We start from the raw sequence: 21791 nt of genomic DNA on the forward strand, positions 1-21791 counted from the left end.
ATGAAGCAGAAAAAAGAAAACAGTGTAGCATTGCTGCTGCATTGGGCAGGAGAACAAAAATTTTGGTTGTTTCTGGCAATCCTGCTGTCCATGTGCAGTGGGCTGTGTATTATTATCCCATATATTGGAATTTACAGGTTGATGGATGCTACATTTAACAGTGCCTGCACAAAAGAACTTGTAGTGCAGACTGTGGCAATGATTGCCGCTGCTGTCACCCTGCGTTTTGTCCTGTTCGGATGTTCCGGCGTGGCGGCCCATAAAGGCGCCTACGGCGCACTGTTCAAAGTGCGCTGTATGGTGGCGGAACACATGGCCAGAGCGCCTTTGGGCGCCCTGAATGAACGGCGCACAGGAGATATTAAAACGGTTCTGAATGAAGATATTGAAAAGCTGGAGCTATTTCTGGCGCATAATCTTCCCGACCTTGTGTGCTATCTGGTTGGACCGGTAGTCATCTTTATTTATTTGATGACCGTTAATGTTCCATTGGCGTTGATTTCCCTTGTCCCTCTGGTTCTGGCCGTGGTAGTAATGGGGATAATGTTCCGCAATACAGATGACCTGATGGAACGAGCCAACCAATCCATTACTGCACTGAACTCCGTTATGATTGAATACATCAGCGGAATGAAACTGATTAAAGCCTATAACATGGGGAGTAAGTCGTTCCGAAAATTGTCTGACGCAATCCAGGAGGAAAACGCCATGTGGAATGAGACTTCCCGGCGTATGGGGCCTCCATATGCCGCATTTGTCGTTATCATTGAATGTGGAATGCTGCTGATGGTTCCGATAGGCGGGATGTTTTTCCTGAAAGGTTCGCTGACAGCCAGTGCGCTTCTGTTGTTTGTGTATGTCGGCTCTATGTATTTAACGGAAATTCGACCTTTGCAGGAATTGGGAACAAACTTTGCAAATGTACTGAACGCGATTACCAAAACCAAAGAAATACTGGATATTCCGATTTATGAGGGTGGAACAGACTTCCCCAAAAAACATGATATTGAACTTCGGAATGTCCGATTTTCTTATGACGGTAAAACCGATGTGCTGCATGGTGTCAACCTCAAAATCCATGATGGCGAGCGCATGGCTCTTGTGGGCCGATCTGGTGCCGGTAAAAGCACTGTGATTGAACTTATTTCCCGGTTCTACGATGTGCAGGAAGGCGAAGTGCTGATTGGCGGCAAAAATGTCAAGGAACTTGACTACGATACCATTCTGAAAAATATAGCCATCGTGTTTCAAAAGACTTTCCTCACCCGTGACAGTGTGCTGGAAAATATCCGCATGGGTAGTAACGCTACTCTGGAAGAAGTGCGGGCTGCTGCAAAAGAGGCACAGATTGATGACTTTATCATGTCCCTGCCGGATGGATATGACACAAAAGTGGGCAGTTTCGGCTCCCGCTTTTCCGGCGGAGAAAAGCAGCGGATTGCGATTGCCCGCGCAATTCTGAAAAATGCACCCATCTTGATTTTGGACGAGGCCACAAGTGCCTCTGACCCGGAAAATCAGATGGAGATTGATAAAGCCATTCAAAATCTATGCAAAGGCAAAACAGTTATTGTAGTAGCACATCGTTTGAGTGCTTTGAAAATGTGCAACCGGGTGGCTGTGGTGGAAAACCATACAATTACCAGCGTTGGAACCCATGAGGAAGTTCGGAAGAACAACGCCTACTATCGAAAAGCGTGGGATGACTACGAAACAGCCCGGAATATCACTTATCAGTTGGAGGGCGGTGAGCAGCATGAATGAGCATGATGTATTGAAAAAGAACCGCAATTTCTATATTGGTGTCGGCGGAACCGTTCTGGAAGGACTTCTCTCCGGCAGCCTGTTTATGCTGCTTTACTCTGTTATGCAGTTTTTGTGGTCGAGTCAATTTGATATGAACCGAGTTCTGGCTCTGACTGGTATCATTGCAGTGATTTTTCTTCTCCGTATCCTGATTTACAGCTATGGTTATACCAAAGCGCAGATTGGCGGTGCAGAGGTCAGCAAGAATATTCGGCTTTTTATGGGTGACCATTTGAAGCGCATCCCACTGTCCCGGTTTACGCAGGGACAGACCGGCGATTATATCAACACCATCACAAGCGATGTAAACAACTATGAAAAAATTCTGACCCATAAGGTCGGAGATTTGGCAAAGAATTTTGCCTTGTCGTTCATGTTGATCGTTTTTGTTATGACGATTTATGTCCCGGCTGGAATTATTCTGTTGATTGCTGACCTTCTTTTAATCCCCGGCTTGTGGCTTTCTTTCCGCATGGTGCAGAAATACGGAAAAGAAAAGAACGATATTTGTGCGGAGAATGTCAGCAGCATTGTTGAATATGTTTCTGGCATTCAGACTTTCCGTGCTTATGGTGTAGGCGGTATGAAGAACAAAACCGTTATTAACGCCATGCGGGAGTTTAGCCGTATTAGTTTTGTATACGAGGCAAAAGTGCTGCCGATCGGTACAGGATTTGGCATTTTGAGCTGGCTATCCTGTCCGCTGGTTATCTGGCTGGCTTATACACCTTGGGCTGCGGGGACGCTGAACACGGTAGACTACCTTTTGATTTGTATGCTGCCCTTGTTCTGTGCAAAGCTGGCCAACTCGATTTTTGTAGACCTCACCAGTTATAAAAACCTGATGATTTCGAAGAACAAAATCTTGGGTGTAATGAATGAGCCGGAGGAAACAGGCAGTATGGAGCCGCTTCACACAACCACCCATGAAATCATCTTTGACAATGTAGATTTTTCGTATGTACCCGATGAGCCGGTACTAAAACATGCTACCTTTACGGTGCCGGATCAAAAACTCACAGCCATTGTCGGAGACTCTGGTTCTGGCAAATCCACCATTTTGAACCTGATTGCAAAATATTACGAAGCAACGGGCGGGACGATTTCTATTGGAGGTAAGCCCATTAACCATGTAGCCGCCGAGCGGGTTCTGGAACAAGTTTCTATGGTAGACCAAGACGTATTTCTCTTTGATGATACCATCCGGGATAATATCCGACACGCCCGTCCTAATGCTACGGACGCAGAAATCGAGGCTGCCTGCCGGGAAGCCAACTGTGACAGCTTCATCCGTAAGATGGAAATGGGATACGATACGCTGACTGGCGAGAATGGAAATCTTCTCTCTGGCGGTGAGCGTCAGCGAATTTCAATAGCCCGCGCTATCCTGAAAAACAGCCCTATCCTGCTTTTGGATGAAGCAACCGCATCTCTTGACATTGAAAATGAGCTTGCCGTAAAGCAGGCCATCGCCAATCTGCTAAAAGAGAAAAAGACAGTGGTAATGATTGCTCATACCCTTTCCATTGTCAAAAATGCAGACCAAATCCTTGTAATGGGTGATGGCAGGATTGCTGAATCGGGAACCCACGAGGAATTGCTTGCGAAAGGCGGAAAATATGCTGCTATGTGGAACGCAGAGCAAAAAATATCGGCTTGATAGAAAATAAAGCGGCAGGGGTGATACCTGCTGAATCGAATGCGATATTAGCGCAGAAATCTATGAACGGCTGAAAGACGCCTTTAAGAAAGAACAATCATATAGCACATGAGCCTGCCCCGACTAAGGGGAAATAAAAAGCCGTTGGTTTGAGCAGGTGATTTTGTGTACCTATTTTGAACCGACGGCTTTTGAGAAAATCAGGGCCGCCGGTTCTTTTTGCTTATCAGCGCGTTTCATCGTCCGTATGGCGGCCGCTAGGAGGATGCCACTATGCGCCTGATATTCTATCGGTCACTCAACTTTGAATCATCAAAAAAAGCCTTGCTCCCGCACAGGGTCAGCAGGGCTTTTACTATGCACTATACGATGTAGCCACTGCGCGTTTCGTGCTGTCATTATGCCCAGTTGGCCGTTTTCGGTCTGCTGGGCTTTTCTATTGCCGCCTGAAAAGCTGCCTGTTTCAAAAATATTTTTGGAAATTTTCAAAAAAGCGGGCAGAATCGGGTGTTTCAGGTGTCATATTAGCGGAAAGGGAAAAATCCACCCGACATCCCCACGGAAAGGGGGTGAGAAGATGGAAGCTATCCCTCGCAACGATGGCGAACAGTACCGATTCGATGCGTTCTGCAAAGCGGTGCTGCGAAATGAGGCCCGGAACTATCACCGAAATAAGAAACGTCTGCTTGACCGTGAAAAGTCATTCAGCGTTCTTTCGTTGGAAGAACTGGGGCAGCTCACGAGTGTAGACCATTATCCAAGTGAAGAATTTGTATTTTCATCCTACGGCTGTGATCTGCACATCGACAATGAACTTGTTGCCAATGCGTTTGCCACTCTGCCAAAGCAGGAACAAAGCATTTTGATTCTGTTTTGCGTTCTAGAACTGGGCGATGGCGAGATTGGCGACCTCATGGGAATGTCCCGGAGTGCTGTACAGCGCCACCGGACAAAAACGCTGAACGAGCTGCAAAAAAAGCTAAAGGCGCACTTGCCGGAGGGAGGTTAGGCGTAAATGAACTCCTATGAACACACGAGCAGAGAGTTTTTACCGCTCTCGGTGATTCGCTCTGCCTGCGCTGGGGACACCGATGCAGTTGAACAGGTTTTGCGACATTACAGAGGTTATATCAACAAGCTCTGTACAGGCATTCTCTATGACAAGCACGGTCAGCCTCATGTGTGCATAGACGAGTACATGAAACGCCATCTGGAAATCAAACTGATTTCTTCTATTATAACCAAAACCGAAACGGTCTGACCCTTTCCACGTTTCGGGACTGCACCTTGAAAAATATGCCCGCAGGACAATGGCGGTGCATCATAGGGCAAACGGATACGTTGCTGTCTATATCGAGCCGGACGGTGGGTGCGCCACGATGCTTTTCTCTGAAAAGTGGAGCGATCACCACCACGCCGCAATGCAAGCGCGGCTGCTTGCGGGCCATGACATACAGGCAGGCTGATACTCCCTTACCGTCAAAGTCCGAGCGTTCAGAGCGTCGCAGGCAATGAGTAGGGCTGCATGAGGAATGCAGGGGTGAGATTCCCGTGGGTTGCTGCCAGCAGCCATCCGTTGGCTCATTTTTTGATTTTTAAGAAAGGGGATTTTACGATGCAAGCGAAAAAGACAAACCCTGAAAAAACAAAAAATCCAGAGATGCTTACTCTGGATTCGACTTATCGTATTGGCAATCGCTCCTTTATCGTTGAGCCGGTGTTCAAAGAAGAAAGCGCCCAGACCTTAGGAGAAGTTCTTCTCCGGCTGATGAAATCCGAAAGCGAAAAATTATAATGACCTTTCGGGAGGCAGCGGACAGAGAAAGCGGATTGTGTTATAATATAGGTGTACAAGTGAATTTGCTATTCGACTGTCCCAAGAAAGGAGCGAGTATGAAACAGTCGAGTAACAAGAAATCCCGTGAAGCAACCGCTTTTCTCTATGAGCGTCTTTCCCGTGATGATAATTTGGAGGGCGAGAGTTACAGCATCGGCAACCAAAAGAAACTGCTCACCAAAGTTGCAAAGGAAAAAGGCTATACCAATCTGGTTCACTTTCTGGATGATGGCATTTCCGGCGTGACCATGAACCGTCCCGGTTTCGTTGAAATGATGCAGCAGCTTGAACAAGGAAAAGCCTCTGCTGTGTTCGTCAAAGACCTTTCCCGTCTGGGCCGAAACTATATCGAGGTCGGGCGGCTGACAGAAGAATTTTTCCCAGACCATGACATCCGACTTGTTGCCGTTTCGGACAACATCGACACGGCCGAGGGAGAAAACGAACTGGCACCCATCCGAAACCTGTTCAATGAGTGGTATGCCCGTGACATCAGCAAGAAACGCCGTATCAGTAATAAAATCAAAGGCAACTCCGGCGAACCGATGGGACTTCCTCCCTATGGATATATCAAAGACCCGAACAATCCCAAGCATTGGGTCATTGATGAAGAAGCTGCACAAGTTGTCCGGCGCATTTTTGATATGACGTTGGAGGGCTTTGGCACGGAACAGATTGCCACCCAGTTTGAAAAGGAAGGCATCCTGACGCCGCAGGCCTACTGGATTCAGAAAGGCATCGGCCGTCCCGGAAAGACCAAGACGCGCCCCGCCACCAAGTGGAATGGCTCCACGATTACCCATCTTCTGTACCAGCAGGAGTATTGTGGTGATGTTCTGAACTTCAAAACCTACTCCAAGTCCTACAAGAATAAGAAGCGGATTCATAACGACCCGGAAAATTGGGTTGTGTTCCAAAATATTCACGAGCCAATTATTGAACGTGCCGTGTTTGAGCAGGTACAGCAGAAGCGCGGAAAAATGCGCAAACGCCGTACCAACAACGGAGAACACAATATGTTCTCTGGCTTGCTTGTCTGCGCAGACTGCGGCTGCAATCTGCATTTCCACTTCAATCAGGGCAACCCGGAAATCAAGTATTTCAACTGCTCCAACTACAAGGGCAACCGTGGCACCTGCCAATCCACCCACTACATCAGGGTAGACTTTCTGGAAGAAGTGGTGCTGGGCGAGATTCGGCGGCTGACCAAGTTTGCCAGCCTCTACGAGAACGACTTTCTAAAAGCTGTTATCGGGCACTCCCAGCAGGCGGATGAAGCCGACCGCAAGCTGAAAGAGAAAGAGTTGAAAGCTCTCCTTGCCCGTGATGAAGAACTGGACGGCCTCTTTGAGCGCATCTATGAGGACAATGTTTCCGGCAAAATCTCTGATGAACGCTTTTCCAGAATGTCCCGGAGATATGAGGACGAGCAAAAGGAGCTGACCGAGAAAATCAAACAGCTCCGCTCCGAAATTGAAAAGCAGAGCAGCCGCACCATGACAACGGATATGTTCATCAGTCTGGTTCGCAAGTACACCAGAGCAAAAAAGCTGACACCCCGGATGCTGAATGAACTGGTGGAAAAAATCGAAGTGTTCAATGCAGAAAAGGTCAATGGTGTATGGGAGCAGCGGCTCCGCATTCACTACAACTGCGTGGGCACCATCGAGATTCCAAGCGCACTTCCTTTGCCGACACCCGATGTGTCGGTGAATACAAGAAAAGGCGTAGTTGTGAACTACGCCCCCTGTGATGTCGCTATTTAGCAAATAAAAAATGACGAATGTTCTTTGACAGCTAAATGCTGTAAGAACATTCGTCATGGTGCGAGGGAGGGGACTCGAACCCCCAAGGATAAACCACACGCACCTCAAACGTGCGCGTCTGCCAGTTCCGCCACCCTCGCATATTATGTTCGTGCCGTCCATCCAACTTCTGAGGTTTGAAGCTGTGCTTGCGGACTGCTTGAATATATTACCACGTTCCTGTCGGATAGTCAAGCTCTTTTTTCCCTTTTTGAAAAAAATCCGGCGTAAGCATAGATACAGCGGTTGTATGAGGGGGAGATCGCCGGAAAACTCATGCCCAGAAAAAACGCACAAGTTGAAATGCATCGGGACATGTGATATTATAAGTACAACTATGGAAAAGCAACGGTGCGGTTGAAGCATCGGGGGAGATAAAAATGAACGATGATGTAGTGGTGTCCGTTCTTTGTACCGCATATAACCATGAAAAATACATCCGCAGTGCGCTGGATGGATTCGTGAATCAAAAGACAAACTTTCGGTACGAAGTTCTTATAAACGACGATGCGTCCACAGATCACACGGCTGCGATCATTGCAGAATATGAGGCAAAGTATCCGGACATCATTAAACCGGTCTACCAGACTGAAAATCAGTATTCTAAGGGAGTATCCATCACGAAAAGCATTCTTTTTCCTCAGTCGAAGGGAAAGTATACGGCGATCTGTGAAGGCGACGACTATTGGTGCGATGAAAACAAACTGCAAAAGCAGGTGGATTTCCTGGAATCGCATGAGGGGTATGCGGCCTGTGTGCACAATACCCGGCTGATGGATTGCCGCACAGGCGGTTCGTGGCCGATGTATAAAGGAGATCAGGATCGTGACCTTACATTCAAGGAGGTCGTCAATTACAGTGCAGCCTGTTTCCATACGTCCTCGATTTTATGCAGGAGAGAGTGGTTCTGCATACCGGATGAACTCAGAGCAAATGGATTCGGTGATTATCCGCGTGCAGTTTATATGCGGCTGAACGGGAAGATCCACTATTTAAAGGATATCATGTCTGTCTACCGGATGTTTACCGCCGGTTCGTGGACTGCCCGGAACCAGAACAACGCATCTAAGCAACAGCGCATTTGCAGCCAGAAAGCGAGAACGGACTTTACAGAAAAGCTCCGCCGGTACTGCCGTGAACAGGGGGTTACGCCCGAATACCAGAAGGCGGTAAATGATGTGGCGAACCGTGACCAGCTGCAGCTGGCAGTTCTCCAGAAAGGTGGCAGGTGCCTTTTGCACGGTCCGCAGCTGGGCATTTTTATGGGACTGTCGCTGGAAAAGAAAATACATGTGCTGGATACGGTACGGACGGAGTTTAAGACAGAACGAAATGAAAAAAGATAAGAACATTATTCTTGACAACTTTATCTGGCGCTTTGCAGAGCGCTGCGGTGCCCAGCTTGTGACAGCTGTTGTAACGCTGCTGCTGGCCCGTATTCTGATGCCGGAAGATTACGGCAGGACGGCGCTGGTGGCGGTGTTCATCAACATTTTGCAGGTGTTCATCGACAGCGGTCTTGGTACAGCACTGATCCAGAAAAAAGATGCAGACGATCTGGATTTTTCATCGGTATTCTATTTCAATTTTGCGGTGTGTCTGGTGCTGTATGCCGGAATGTTCATTGCGGCACCTTATATTGCGGCATTCTATAAAGATCCTTCGCTGACGCCCGTGGTTCGCGTTGCCAGCCTGACGCTGGTGTTTTCCGGTGTCAAAGGCATCCAGCAGGCCTATGTGTCCCGCAATATGCTGTTCAAACGCTTTTTCTTTGCAACGCTGGGCGGTACGCTGTTCTCCGCATTTCTGGGGCTTGGCATGGCTTATGCCGGGTTTGGCGTCTGGGCGCTGGTGGCACAGCAGCTTTCCAACACGGCCATTGATACGCTGATCCTTTGGCTCACGGTGCATTGGAGACCGAAAGCGGTCTTTTCATGGCAGCGGCTGAAAGGGCTGCTATCCTATGGCTGGAGACTGCTGGCTTCCTCCCTGTTGGATACCGTATACAATAATCTGCGCAGCCTTGTGATCGGCCGCGTTTACACATCGGCTGATCTTGCCTTTTATAATGAGGGTATGCTTGCACCGGATACGATCGCGGTCAACGTGGATTCTTCCATTGACAGCGTTCTGCTCCCGGCAATGTCTGCCGTGCAGGACGAGCCTGCGCGGGTGAAAAACATGACCCGCCGTGCCATCAAGACCTGCGTTTACGTCATTGCGCCGCTGATGATGGCGATGTTCTTCTGCGCAAAGCCGCTCGTCCGGCTGGTGCTGACTGAGAAGTGGCTGCCCTGTGTACCGTATCTGCGGATTTTCTGCATCACCTACATGTTCTATCCGATCCACACGGCAAACCTGAATGCGATCAAGGCAATGGGCCGCAGCGGAGTGTATCTGAAGTTGGAGATCATCAAGAAGATCATGGGCCTGACCCTGCTCCTGCTGACCTACCACATCAGCGTGATGGCAATGGCCTACAGCCTGATCCTGAGCAGCCTGCTGAGCCAGCTCATCAATACATGGCCGAACAGAAAACTGCTGGATTACCGTTATCTGGAACAGCTGAAAGACATCCTGCCCAGCATTCTGCTGGCTGTTTTCATGGGCTGCTGCATGTGGCTGGTCAATCTTGCACATCTGCCGGACATCGTAACGCTGGTCATTCAGATCCTGATCGGTGCAGTGGTGTATCTGGGCGGCTCTGCACTGCTGAAGCTTGACACATTTGAGTATCTCTGGAATGTAGTAAAGCCCAAGATTCAGAGAAAACCGTGGGCTGATAATGAAGAGTGAACGAGCGGAAAATGACGGAAAGGAAAACAGAAGTCATGACGAAAAAACTTCTTCTTCTGGGTGGTTCGGCACAGCAGGTTGTTGCGATCAAAACAGCAAAACGGCTGGGCTGTGAAACGATACTGTGCGATTTTTTGCCGGATAATCCGGGTCAATATGCTGCAGATAAGTTTTATCTTGTCAGCACCACAGATAAGGAAGCTGTTCTGGATGTGGCCAGGAAGGAACAGGTGGACGGTGTTCTGGCATACGCATCTGACCCGGCGGCCCCCACGGCAGCCTACGTGGCAGAAAAGCTTGGTTTGCCGGGTAACCCGTATAAGTCGGTGGAGATACTTTGCAATAAAGACAAGTTCCGCAGATTCCTTGCTCAAAACGACTTTGCTGCGCCCACAGCACATAGTTATGTGACCAGAGAAGAAGCATTGACAGACAGGGCAAGGCTGAATTATCCGCTTATTATTAAGCCTGTAGATTCGTCCGGAAGCAAGGGCGCAACTGTACTGAGAACAGAGGAAGGACTTGCAGAAGCAATCGAATTTGCATTTTCTTTTTCCCGGTGCCACAGGATCGTGATAGAAGATTTTATTGAAAAGAAGCACCCTTATCTGATTGGAGGGGATGTATTCATTTCAAACGGAAAAGTGGTTCTTTGGGGATTGATGAACTGTCACCGTGACAGCAGAGTGAATCCGCTGGTTCCGGTAGGCAAGAGCTATCCGCTCCAATTGGAAGCGCCGGATACGGCGAATGTAAAAGCAACCGTCGAGAGACTGGTCAATTTGCTGAAAATCGCAAATGGTTCTATGAATGTGGAACTGGTCGTAGATAAAAGCGGCCGGGTGTGGCCCATTGACATCGGCCCACGGGCAGGCGGCAATATGATACCGGACCTTCTGGGGGATATCTTTGGTGTGGATGTTGCACAGATGTCGGTGGAAGCGGCGATGGGCAGAGAAGTTCGTGAATGCCCCCATGAGCCAAAGGGCTGCTATGCTACCTGCAATCTCCATAGTGCAAAGAATGGAATTTATAAAGGTGTCTCGTTTGCGCCGGAACTGGAACAGTATATTTACCGGAAGTGTATTTATAAAAAAGAAGGCGACAAGATAGAGTTTTTTGACAATGCAGCCAAATGTCTGGGGATCATCTTTATGAAGTTCCCGGATGAAAAGCAGATGTTTGATATGATGAACAGGATGGAGGAACTGGTTTATATCGATCTCTTGGAAAAAGATTGAACTCTGCAGAAACGACTCCACGAAAGGAAAAACCAATGAGAGAAATCGGTGGATATATTGAACTGGAAACTTTTCGCGGCAGGATGCTTCATGAAGAAGCAACTAAGCTGAATTGCGGCAGAAATGCACTGGCATATCTGTGTGAAGCAAAGAAAATCGAAAAACTTTATCTGCCGTATTTTCTCTGCTCTTCAGTTCCGGATGTGTGCGAAAAGCTCGGTGTTCCATTCGAGTTTTACCATGTAGACGAAACGTTTATGCCGCAGTTCCCACAAAAGCTCGGCGAGAACGAGTGGCTGTACATCGTCAATTATTATGGGCAATTGAGCAACGAAACGTTGAAGCGCTGGAAAGACCAGTATGGCCGCATCATCGTAGACAACGCGCAGAGCTATTTCCAGCTTCCCGTGGAAGGTGTGGATACGCTTTATACCTGCCGCAAGTTTTTTGGCGTGGCAGATGGTGCATTCCTTTATACAGACGTCCGACTGGAACGGGAACTGCAGCAGGATGAATCTTTTGAACGGATGCACTTTCTGCTGGGCCGCTATGAACGCAGTGCGAACGAGTTCTACGCCGAGTATGCAGCAAACAACAAACTGTTTGCCGGGGAACCGGTCAAAATGATGTCGAAGCTGACCCAAAATCTGCTGCATGGTGTGGATTATGAGTTTGTCCGCGCACGAAGGAGTCAGAATTTTGCCGTTCTGCAAGAGCAGTTTGGCAGCGCCAACCAGCTGACTCTGGCTATTCCAGAGGGCGCTTTCATGTATCCACTCTGGATCAAAAATGGTGCCGCGGTGCGCAAAAAGCTGCAGGCAGAAAAAATTTATATCCCGACGCTCTGGCCCAATGTTTTGCGGCAACTGCCGGAAAATGCAATTGAATATCAGCTTGCAGCAAATATTTTGCCGCTGCCCATAGATCAACGGTACGGTGTCAAAACAATGCAGTATATTGTGGAGAAAATAAAAAATGAAATGTAAAAAGTTGTTGATACTCGGCGCTACGGCAGGGGAAATTGCTTTGATAAAGCGTGCACAAGCGCAGGGAATCTATGTCATAGCAACAGATAACCACATGGATTATAGTTTGGCTCCGGCAAAACGGATTGCAAACGAAGCGTGGGATATCAGCTGGTCCGATTTGGATGAACTGGAAAAACGCTGCCGCGCAGAGAGGATCAATGGCGTCCTTGCGGGCTACAGCGAATTCAGAGTGGACAACATGATGCAGCTGTGCAAACGGCTCGGATTGCCCTGCTATATCAATCAGGAACAGCTTGATATCACAAGAGATAAGATCAAATTTAAGGAGTGCTGCCGCAAATATGGCGTGCCTGTCGTAAAAGAATATGAGTCTGTGGACGATGTGGATGAATATCCTGTCATCGTCAAGCCAACGGATCGGGCTGGTTCGATCGGAATCAGTATTGCAAAGAACAAAGAGGAACTGCTAAAAGCCTACCAGTATGCGTACGACCTTTCGGTTGGAAAGCATGTGATTATTGAAAAGTATATTTCAGACACGGACGCCGATAAGGTGGACTTCTACTATCTGGCAGAAGCAGGAAAATTGACCTTGCTTTCCTCGTGTGATACGATCAATGCCAAGAATAACGGAATGTCAAAAGTTGTCCAGAGCGCATGGCTATATCCGGAACGACACATAGAAGCATATAATCGAAAGGTTCGCAGCAGGATCGAAGCAATGATCCAGGGAATGGGCATCCAGTATGGATGTATCTTTATCTCGGGATTTATTGATAAGGATCAGGAGTTCGTCTTTTTTGAGTGCGGTTTCCGGCTGGAAGGTGCACATCAGGCCTACTATGTGCAGAAAAAAGGACCGGTAAACTTTTTGGATACCTTTATTCAGCACGCGCTATATGGCAGTACGGATGGCGTGGAGCGAACTCCGGTCAACGAAAAGATGAAATGTGTGACAGTTAATGTTTTTGCAAAGACCGGAACGATTGCAAAAATAGAAGGACCGAGTGAGATCGCGCAGATGCAAGACTGCACGTTGTCATTGCTGCATGGGCGTATTGGTCAAAAATGTACAGATGACAGCGCGATCCTCAGCAAAATCTATGTGTTTGCATTCAGCAGCGAATCGGTGGAAGAGCTGAAGCTAGATGTTGAAAAAGCCTATGCGAAGCTGAAAATCACGGATGAGCACGGAAAGGATATGATCTATGACCGGATGGATCCGGAAGAGATTCTGACATGGTGGAATGCATAAAACGTTGAGTGCAGATGATGCAGAGGAAATTGTATGACAGATAGCAAAATCCTTGTTACCCGTTCTTCCATGCCCAGCATGGAAGAATACATTGAAGAGATCCGCTCCATCTGGGACAGCCACTGGCTGACCAACATGGGCGAAAAACACAAAGCCCTGCAGGCTGAACTGCAAAAGTACATGGGCGTGCCTGCTGTGGAGCTGCTCACCAACGGCCACATGGCGCTGGAGCTTTCTCTGCAGGCCATGAATCTGCAGGGCGAGGTCATCACCACACCGTTCACTTTTGCGTCCACCACCCACGCCATCGTGCGCAATGGACTGGAACCGGTGTTCTGTGATATCGACCCCGAGACCTACACCATGGATGTGACCCAGATCGAGCGGCTCATCACCGACCGCACCTGTGCCATCCTGCCGGTACATGTGTACGGCAATATATGCAACATCGAAGAGATCGAGCGCATCGCCCACAAGTATGGTCTGAAGGTGCTGTACGATGCCGCCCATACCTTTGGCGAGACCTATAAGGGGCAGGGCATCGGTAATTTTGGCGATGCCTCCTGCTTCAGCTTCCATGCCACCAAGGTGTTCAACACCATTGAGGGCGGTGCGGTCTGCTATCGGGACCCGGATATGGGCCGCAGGCTGTACGAGCTGAAAAACTTTGGTATCCACGGCCCGGAAGCGGTGGATGCCGTGGGCGCCAACGCCAAGATGAACGAGTTCTGTGCCGCTATGGGTCTGTGCAATCTGCGTCATGTGGATGAGGAGATCGCCAAGCGCAGGGCTGTGGTGGAGCGCTACCGTGAGCATCTGGAAGGCGTGGACGGTCTGCGCCTGAATGTGCAGCAGCCGGAGGTCAGGTCCAACTACGCCTACTTCCCGGTGGTGTTCGACGAAAATCTCTTTGGTGCCAGCCGCAATGAGGTAATGGATGCACTGGCCCAAAACGGAATAGGCGCGCGCAAGTATTTTTATCCGCTCACCAACACCTTCGAGTGCTTCCACGGTAAATACGATGTGGACGCAACGCCGGTGGCTCTGCATGTGGCAAAACGGGTGCTGACCCTGCCGCTGTATGCCGACCTTTCCATGGAGGATGTGGACCGCATCTGCAAGATCGTCTTAGAGCAGAAACTGTAATATCAATATAGGAAAAACTGTCCGCCGGGTGTCTGTGCCCGGCGGATTTTTTGTGGGGCAGGGGAGAAATACCTTGCAGAAGGGGAGCTGTTTGTCCCGCCGCGAGGGCGTAAAGATCGTGAATTTCTAAACGAACTTTCGGATTTTTGCCTGCATGAGAGGAGATTTTTGTTCTTTTTGTCTAAAGTATACAAGAATAAACACTAAAATCCGGCAATGCGTCCATTGAAAAAAATGAACTGATATACTAGAATATAAGTACAAGAGCGCGGCACACGGCTGCGCGGAAAATGCAAAGCAAAAAATATAAAACAGGAGGATTTTCCTATGCCTATGAAAATGGGTTGGCGCTGGTATGGCGAGGGCAACGATCCCGTCAGCCTGAGCGACATCAAGCAGATCCCCGGTGTGACCAGCATCGTCTGGGCGCTGCACGACAAAATGCCCGGTGAGATCTGGGAAGTGGACGAGATCCAGAAGGTAGCCGATCAGATCCACGCCTACGGCTTTGATATGGATGTGGTTGAGTCGGTCAATGTTCACGATGACATCAAGATCGGCCTGCCCACCCGCGACAAGTACATCGAGAACTATAAGCAGTGCATCCGCAATCTGTCCAAGTTCGGCGTCAAGGTCATCTGCTACAATTTCATGCCTGTTTTCGACTGGACCCGTACGGACCTGTTCCACCCCGTGGGCGACGGCTCCACTGCACTGTTCTACGAGAAGGATAAGATCAAGGATGATTACAAGGCTATGGCCGAGTACATCATGTCCTTCACTGAGAAGTATAACATGACCTTCCCCGGCTGGGAGCCGGAGCGCATGGCAAAGCTGGACGAGCTGTTCAAGGCCTATGCTCCTGTCACCAAGGAAAAGCTCTGGGAAAACCTGAAGTACTTCCTGGAAGCACTGATGCCCACCTGCCATGAGTGCGACATCAAAATGGCCATCCATCAGGACGATCCCCCTTGGGATATCTTCGGCCTGCCCCGTCTGCTGGTGGATGCTGAGAGCATCGACCGCTTCCTGAGCATGGTGGATGATCCGTACAACTGCCTGACCCTGTGCACCGGCAGCCTGAACGCAAACCCCAACAACAACTGTGCCGAGATCGTGCGCAAGCACTGCGACCGCATTGCCTTTGGTCACATCCGCAACATCCACCACTTCCCCAACGGCGACTTCTCCGAGGCTGCTCACCGCGACTGCTGCGGCGAGACCGGCATCATCGAGGTGCTGCGTGCTTACCATGACTGCGGCTTTGAGGGTTACATCCGTCCCGACCACGGTCGTCAGCTGTGGGAGGAAGGCCCCGGCAACTGCCGTCCCGGTTACGGCAAGTATGACCGTGCTCTGGGCGTCCAGTATATGCTGGGTGTCTGGGATCTGCTGGATCGTCTGGATGAAGAGAAAAAGAAGGGCTGATGAATATGAAGCTGTCTGAGATCAAAAATGGCAATCTGTCTGCCGAATGGGCAGAAAAGGGCTATGAGCTGCCCAAATTCGATATTGAGGCTGTCAAGGCCAAGACCCACGCCGAGCCCACCTGGGTGCACTTTGGTGCAGGCAACATCTTCCGCGCTTTCCCGGCTGCCATCCTGAACGATGCGCTGAACACCGGCAAGTATGACCGCGGTGTCATCGTGGCCGAGAGCTTCGACTACGAGATCATCGACAAGGCTTATCGTCCCTACGACAATATGAGCCTGCTGGTCTGCCTGAAGTCCACCGGCGAGATCGAGAAGAAGGTCGTGGCTTCCGTCACCGAGAGCCTGAAGGCTGACTACTCCTTCGGCGAGGACTGGGCACGTCTGGTGGAGATCTTCCAGAACCCCAGCCTGCAGATGATCTCCTTCACCATCACCGAGAAGGGCTACGGCGTTGCTCCTGCTGATCTGGAGCGCGGCCTGACCCCCGTGCTGGCTATGGGCAAGGTCACTGCTCTGCTGTACGAGCGCTTCAAGGCCGGCAAGCTGCCCCTGACCGTTCAGAGCATGGATAACTGCTCTCACAACGGCGATAAGGTCAAGAATGCTGTCCACACCTACGCCGCAAAGTGGGTGGAGCAGGGTCTGGTACCCGCCGAGTTCCTGGCCTATGTGCAGGACGAGACCAAGATCACCTTCCCCTGGAGCATGATCGACAAGATCACCCCGCGCCCGGACGCCAAGGTGCAGAAGATGCTGGCTGACGACGGCTTTGAGGACAACTACACCATCGTCACCGAGAAGCACACCTTCACTGCACCCTTCGTCAATGCCGAGGAGACCCAGTACCTGTGCATCGAGGATCACTACACCAATGGCCGTCCTCCGCTGGAGCTGGGCGGTGTGCTGTACTGCGACCGCGAGACCGTGGACAAGATCGAGAAGATGAAGGTCTGCACCTGCCTGAACCCCCTGCACACTGCCATGTCCATCTATGGCTGCATGCTGGGCTACACCCTCATCTCTGCCGAGATGGCAGACGAGGATCTGCGTGCTTTCATCCAGAAGATTGGCTATATCGAGGCCATGCCTGTGGTCGTTGATCCCGGCGTGCTGAACCCCTATGAGTTCATCGGCGCTGTCATCAACCGCCGCCTGCCCAACCCCTTCATGCCCGATGCTCCCCAGCGTATTGCAACCGATACCTCTCAGAAGCTGGCCATCCGCTTTGGTGAGACGATCAAGGCATACGAGGCACGTGGTCTGGACAAGAGCAACCTGATCCTGATCCCGCTGGTGCTGGCAGGCTATGCCCGTTACCTGAAGGGCATCGACGACAATGGTCAGGCCTTTGAGCCTTCCACCGATCCGCTGCTGGCTGAACTGCAGGCCATCGTTGCTCCGCTGGAGGTCAAGGAAGGCGAGCAGGACTTCAGCTGCCTGAAGAAGCTGTACAGCCGTGTTGACGTGTTCGGTGTGGATCTGTATGCCGTTGGTCTGGGCGAGAAGATCGAGTCCATGGCCAAGGAGCTGTTTGCAGGCCCCGGCGCTGTGCGCAAGACCCTGCACAAGTATACGCTGGCCCGTTGATCTGCTGACGCAATAATTTAAGATATCTTCGTACCCGCGCTGCGCTTTGCTTTGCCGCAGCGTGGGTTTTTTGTATACAAATTTATATATACAAAAAAGAACTGCTGACATTTCATCAGCAGTTCTTTTTGCTTGTATGTATGCAAGATCTTATGCTTTTCGGCAGTCATGCAGCTTTTCCTTTGGCAGGATGCCGGTCAAAAACTGCCATACCGCTTCCATGCGGTCATTCAGTAAGTAGGCTTTTTCTTTTTCCACGTAGAGGTACACAGCGTTGTCTGTGCGGTAGGCACAGTAAAAATTGTCCCATGCGTGGCGGTTGGTGGGTTCGGGCTTGTCCTGCTGGCCGTACATCCACACGGCGATGCCGGTGTCGGCCAGTTCCACGCGGTAGAAGGCCCGCGGCAGGTGCATCTGCCGGATCTGTTTGGAAACGCTGTGGAAAAAGGAGTAAAAGTAGCTTGCCGGCAGGCCGATGCCCACAATGGCCAGCACAGCGGCCAGCAGCCCGGCGCCCGGGCGCTTGCCCAGCTGCGAAAGGCAGACGACGGCAAAAGCCAGCATGATGGCGGCAAAAATGGCGGGACGCAGCCATGCTTTGCGGTGATGGAATGCGTCAAACACGGCAAAATCATGGAAGCCGGGTCCATCCATGGTGGTGGAAACGGAAATGGTATGGGACATAGAGTCGCCTCCTATTTGTATTTATAGGCATCGTACCACAATTGTGCGGTTTAGGCAAGAGAAACCCGTACAAACCTTGCCAATCCGGCCCAATGCGTGGTAGAATAAACTATTATAAAACAAAGGGAGGCGGCAGGCATTGCAGCACCGCAAATGGCGTTTTACCCTCAAGCAGCGCATGGGCCTGTGTCTGGCAGCATTTTTTGCGGCCTTTGCCATGCAGCTCGCGCTCAATGGCTACCAGTCCAGAGCAGTACAGGCAGTGCAGGACGCGCAGATGGGCAGCTTCAATGCCATCAGCCGCTTTCAGGGCGGTGTGGAAAGCTCTATTTCCGTGCTGGAGAACTACCGCTGGGAGAACAGCGAAACGGACGAGCTCATGGAACGGCTTCAGTCTGCGTCCTCGACCTGCAATGCGTGGTTGTGGCGCATCGGCACCAGTCTGGAAGAGCTGGAGAACGTCAGCGATGAGCAGCGGGTGCTGTACGGCGCGGTGGATACCGTCTACCAGACCTATACCGGCCTGCTGGAAGAGCTGCAGAGCGACCTGCGCAGCGGGGATGACGCTGCAGCCTCACAGCTTTACTATGCAAAGATCCTGCCCTGCGGGGATTATCTGAGCCAGTACACCCTGCAATTGCTGGAAACGGCCATTCTGGATGCACAGGGTTCCTACACCGTCATCTCGGCGCTGAACGAGCGCATTGTTTTGCTGCAGACGGTCGTGGTGGCCCTGTGCGTGGCCCTGGGTTGCGTCAGTGGCCTGATGGTCATGCGGCTGCTCACGCCGGTGCAGCAGATGATCGCAGCATCCCGCGCCATTGGCCGGAGCAAATTCGATATCCCGGATATCCCTCTGCCCAAGCAGCCGGAGATCGCCCAGCTGGCGGAGTCCTTCAACATTATGAAGCACTCCATGGCTCAGCAGGTGACGACCCTGCAGGAGAAAAACGAGATCGAGCGGGAGCTGCACCGCCAGAAGACTGAAGCACTGGAACTGCAGAACCGCATGGAGCGCAGCAGGCTGCAGCAGCTGCGCAGCCAGATCGACCCGCACTTTCTGTTCAACACCCTGAACGTGATCCAGCAGACTGCCGGCACCGAGACGGCCTACCGTACCCAGGCGCTCATCATGGCGCTTTCGCATCTGCTGCGCTACAGTCTGATGAGCAACGATGAACAGGTGCCGCTTTCCCGCGAGGTGCGCATTGTGGATGAATACTATTCCATCTACCACGTCCGCTTTGGCGAGCGTGTGCGCATGGAGTGGCGTTTTTCCGATTTGCTGGATCTAACCGAGACCATGGTGCCGTCCTTTATTTTGCAGCCTGTCGTGGAAAATGCCTTCAAGCACGGCATCTGTCCCAAAGAGGAGGGCGGTGTGGTGCGCATCCGGGTCAACCCGCTGCGGGAAAAACACCTGTTGTGCATCCGTGTAGTGGATAACGGCGTGGGCATCCAGCCGGAACAATTACAGCAGCTGCGCGGGGCGCTCAGTCAGCCCGGTGAGCGCTGGGAACATATTGGAATCTATAATGTGGCGGCCCGTCTGCGTCTGCTGGACCGGAACAGCCGCCTTGTGATACGGTCCCATCCGGGACGTGGTACGGCGGTGGTGCTGTACCTGCCATTGGTGGAAAATGAGGAGGAGTTTGAGGAATGATTCGTCTGTTGATCGCGGATGACGAAGTACTGGAAAGAGAAGCTCTGGAGGATATCGTTGCCCGCCGCTTTGAGCACGAGATCACCATTGAGACAGCCGAAAATGGCCGCAAGGCGGCAGATACGGCGGTGCTGTGGGGCGCAGACCTGATCCTGATGGATATTGAAATGCCCGGCATGAACGGTCTGGATGCGGCCCGTGCGGTGCTGGAACAGCGCCCGGAGTGCAAGGTAATCTTCGTCACGGCCTACAGCCTGTTCCAGTATGCCCACGAGGCCATGCATCTGGGCGCCTGTGATTACCTGCTCAAACCGGTGAACCCGGACGAGGTGGAGGCATCGATCCGCAAGGCCATGCGCCAGATCGAAGCGGGCCGCCGCCTTGCCGAGCTGGCTCCGGTGGAGCAGGAAGCTGATCCGGAGGGTGATGCCGCCGAAGCAGGGGAGAATGACCGCAACGCACTGGTCATGGCCCATGTGCGCAAGTACATGGAGGATAACTACATGTTCGACCTCTCGTTGGACAGCGTGAGCGAGATCCTGCATATCAGCCCGGCGTATCTTTCCGCACAGTTCAAAAAATACCAGAAGACCAACTTTCTGGACTGCCTGACCGAACTGCGCATCAACGCCGCCAAGGAGCTGCTCACCGACCCGTTCCGCTCGGCAGCGGAGGTGGCTTCCATGGTGGGCTACGAGGATTCCAGCTATTTTGCCCGTACTTTTAAGAAGCGCACCGGCATGACGCCTACCCAGTACCGCAAAGAGGCGGCAAAGACGATTCGGGAGGCCCGCCTGTGACCCGCCGTCAGATGCTCACCGCCCTGTTCGGCGCGGCGGTGCTGACCCTGCCGATGGCCGGCTGCGGTCACCAGCCGGTACAGGACGAGCCGGGGGCAGAGCTGATCCTGCGCTATGCGGAGAACCAGCCGGAGGATTATCCCACTACGCAGGCAGCGCTTGCCTTTGCAGACCTTGTAGCCCAGCGCACCAATGGGCGGGTCAAAGTGCTGGTGTACAGCGGGGGAGAGCTGGGCGCGGAGCAGAGCGTGATCCAGCAGATGCAGTTTGGCGGCATTGACTTCTCCCGCGTGTCCCTCAGCCAGCTGGCAGAGTACGAGCCGGCGCTGAGCGTATTGCAGCTGCCGTACCTTTACACCGACGCTGACCAGATGTGGCGCGTACTGGATGGGACCATCGGCGACGAATTTCTCTCCATGCTGGAGTCGCTGGAGCTGACGGGACTGTCGTGGTTTGATGCCGGTGTGCGCAGCATCTACACTCGGCAGAAGGTGACAGGCCTTGCGGATCTGCAGGGTCTGACCATCCGCGTGCAGGAATCGGACATGATGAGCGAAATGATCACCGACCTCGGCGCAAAGCCGGTAAAGGTGGTGTATAGCAAGGTGTATGCCGCTCTGCACAACGGCGAGATCGATGGTGCGGAGAACAACTGGCCCAGCTACGAAGCCATGGGTCACTACGAGGTGGCACCGTATTTCCTGAAGGACGAGCACACCCGCGTGCCGGAAGTGCAGCTGGCAAGCCCCATGGTGATGGAAAAGCTGGCCGAACTGGGTGAGAGCTATCCGGAGATGATCCGCATGTGCGCCCGGGAGAGCGCCAAGGTGGAGCGGAAGCTCTGGGCGCAGCAGGAAGCGGAATCCGAAGAGAATATGCGTGCGGTCGGTATTGAAGTGACCGAGCTGGATGAAGCGGAAAAAGAAAAGTTCCGCGCGGCGGTTCAGCCCATGTACGACCTGTTTGCGGAGCAGAGCGGGCTTATCGCCCGCATCCAGCAGGCATGAGCCTCACAGCAAAGCCCGGAAAAGATGGGCAAAGAAATCAGGAAAACAGAATAAAGAACCGGCAAAGTGCTGTGTGCTCTGG

At 51.6% G+C, this 21791-nt stretch carries 18 protein-coding genes and 1 tRNA gene; 17 read left to right on the forward strand and 2 right to left on the reverse strand.

Features of this window, described 5'->3' with window-relative positions; genetic code table 11:
- From ACKXF7_RS11765 to ACKXF7_RS11790, 6 genes are all read left to right on the forward strand, one after another.
- Window positions 1–1764, forward strand: coding sequence for an ABC transporter ATP-binding protein (locus ACKXF7_RS11765; RefSeq protein WP_423741386.1), 1764 nt, complete (start codon window positions 1–3; stop codon window positions 1762–1764).
- Window positions 1757–3466, forward strand: coding sequence for an ABC transporter ATP-binding protein (locus ACKXF7_RS11770; RefSeq protein WP_423741387.1), 1710 nt, complete (start codon window positions 1757–1759; stop codon window positions 3464–3466). The genes ACKXF7_RS11765 and ACKXF7_RS11770 overlap by 8 nt, the downstream gene beginning before the upstream one ends.
- Before the next feature lie 577 nt (window positions 3467–4043).
- Entirely contained in the window at window positions 4044–4475 is a 432-nt protein-coding gene (locus tag ACKXF7_RS11775; protein ID WP_118623520.1) for a sigma-70 family RNA polymerase sigma factor, read from the forward strand.
- 6 nt (window positions 4476–4481) lie between these two features.
- A complete protein-coding gene (locus ACKXF7_RS11780) occupies window positions 4482–4727 on the forward strand; it encodes a helix-turn-helix domain-containing protein (RefSeq protein WP_149793665.1) in 246 nt (81 codons plus the stop codon).
- A gap of 279 nt (window positions 4728–5006) precedes the next feature.
- A complete protein-coding gene (locus ACKXF7_RS11785; RefSeq protein WP_423741388.1) occupies window positions 5007–5261 on the forward strand; it encodes a hypothetical protein in 255 nt (84 codons plus the stop codon).
- A 98-nt stretch (window positions 5262–5359) separates the two neighbouring features.
- Window positions 5360–7069 (forward strand): DUF4368 domain-containing protein, encoded by a 1710-nt coding sequence (locus tag ACKXF7_RS11790; protein ID WP_423741389.1) that lies wholly within the window; start codon window positions 5360–5362, stop codon window positions 7067–7069.
- A 56-nt stretch (window positions 7070–7125) separates the two neighbouring features.
- Here the strand turns inward: ACKXF7_RS11790 and ACKXF7_RS11795 are convergent.
- Window positions 7126–7209: transfer RNA gene (locus ACKXF7_RS11795), tRNA-Leu, on the reverse strand.
- Window positions 7210–7488: 279 nt separating this feature from the next.
- On the opposite strand from ACKXF7_RS11795, the gene ACKXF7_RS11800 reads away from it, so the two are divergent.
- The 8 genes from ACKXF7_RS11800 (at window position 7489) to ACKXF7_RS11835 (ending at window position 17555) form a co-directional block, all read left to right on the forward strand.
- Window positions 7489–8454, forward strand: a complete 966-nt coding sequence (locus ACKXF7_RS11800; RefSeq protein ID WP_423741390.1) for a glycosyltransferase family 2 protein — start codon at window positions 7489–7491, stop codon at window positions 8452–8454.
- Window positions 8441–9904 (forward strand): lipopolysaccharide biosynthesis protein, encoded by a 1464-nt coding sequence (locus ACKXF7_RS11805; RefSeq protein ID WP_423741391.1) that lies wholly within the window; start codon window positions 8441–8443, stop codon window positions 9902–9904. The genes ACKXF7_RS11800 and ACKXF7_RS11805 overlap by 14 nt, the downstream gene beginning before the upstream one ends.
- A 35-nt stretch (window positions 9905–9939) precedes the next feature.
- Window positions 9940–11145: an ATP-grasp domain-containing protein gene (locus tag ACKXF7_RS11810; RefSeq protein ID WP_423741392.1), complete on the forward strand. Its 1206-nt coding sequence runs from the start codon at window positions 9940–9942 to the stop codon at window positions 11143–11145.
- 35 nt (window positions 11146–11180) lie between these two features.
- The gene (locus ACKXF7_RS11815) at window positions 11181–12131 is read left to right on the forward strand and encodes a hypothetical protein (RefSeq protein ID WP_423741393.1); all 951 of its coding nucleotides are present in this window, start codon (window positions 11181–11183) and stop codon (window positions 12129–12131) included.
- Entirely contained in the window at window positions 12121–13389 is a 1269-nt protein-coding gene (locus ACKXF7_RS11820) for an ATP-grasp domain-containing protein (RefSeq protein ID WP_423741394.1), read from the forward strand. The genes ACKXF7_RS11815 and ACKXF7_RS11820 overlap by 11 nt, the downstream gene beginning before the upstream one ends.
- A gap of 33 nt (window positions 13390–13422) precedes the next feature.
- On the forward strand, window positions 13423–14535 hold the full coding sequence (locus tag ACKXF7_RS11825; RefSeq protein WP_423741395.1) for a DegT/DnrJ/EryC1/StrS family aminotransferase: 1113 nt from the start codon (window positions 13423–13425) through the stop codon (window positions 14533–14535).
- Between the two features lie 327 nt (window positions 14536–14862).
- The gene (uxuA, locus tag ACKXF7_RS11830) at window positions 14863–15963 is read left to right on the forward strand and encodes a mannonate dehydratase (RefSeq protein WP_249236680.1); all 1101 of its coding nucleotides are present in this window, start codon (window positions 14863–14865) and stop codon (window positions 15961–15963) included.
- Between the two features lie 5 nt (window positions 15964–15968).
- On the forward strand, window positions 15969–17555 hold the full coding sequence (locus ACKXF7_RS11835; protein ID WP_423741396.1) for a mannitol dehydrogenase family protein: 1587 nt from the start codon (window positions 15969–15971) through the stop codon (window positions 17553–17555).
- A 150-nt stretch (window positions 17556–17705) separates the two neighbouring features.
- Here ACKXF7_RS11835 and ACKXF7_RS11840 read toward each other — a convergent pair whose 3' ends face one another.
- A complete protein-coding gene (locus tag ACKXF7_RS11840) occupies window positions 17706–18239 on the reverse strand; it encodes a YcxB family protein (RefSeq protein ID WP_423741397.1) in 534 nt (177 codons plus the stop codon).
- Window positions 18240–18378: 139 nt separating this feature from the next.
- Between ACKXF7_RS11840 and ACKXF7_RS11845 the strand changes: the two genes are divergently transcribed.
- Genes ACKXF7_RS11845 through ACKXF7_RS11855 form a run of 3 tightly spaced genes read left to right on the forward strand, consistent with a single transcriptional unit; the run spans window position 18379 to window position 21709 of the window.
- Window positions 18379–19902, forward strand: coding sequence for a sensor histidine kinase (locus ACKXF7_RS11845; protein ID WP_423741398.1), 1524 nt, complete (start codon window positions 18379–18381; stop codon window positions 19900–19902).
- On the forward strand, window positions 19899–20702 hold the full coding sequence (locus ACKXF7_RS11850; protein ID WP_423741399.1) for a response regulator transcription factor: 804 nt from the start codon (window positions 19899–19901) through the stop codon (window positions 20700–20702). The genes ACKXF7_RS11845 and ACKXF7_RS11850 overlap by 4 nt, the downstream gene beginning before the upstream one ends.
- Window positions 20699–21709, forward strand: coding sequence for a TRAP transporter substrate-binding protein (locus tag ACKXF7_RS11855; RefSeq protein ID WP_423741400.1), 1011 nt, complete (start codon window positions 20699–20701; stop codon window positions 21707–21709). Before ACKXF7_RS11850 ends, ACKXF7_RS11855 begins: the two co-directional genes overlap by 4 nt.
- Window positions 21710–21791 lie beyond the last annotated feature (82 nt).

It is taken from the genome of Faecalibacterium sp. 7 (assembly GCF_049562865.1).
Taxonomy (GTDB): Bacteria; Bacillota; Clostridia; order Oscillospirales; family Ruminococcaceae; genus Faecalibacterium; species Faecalibacterium wellingii.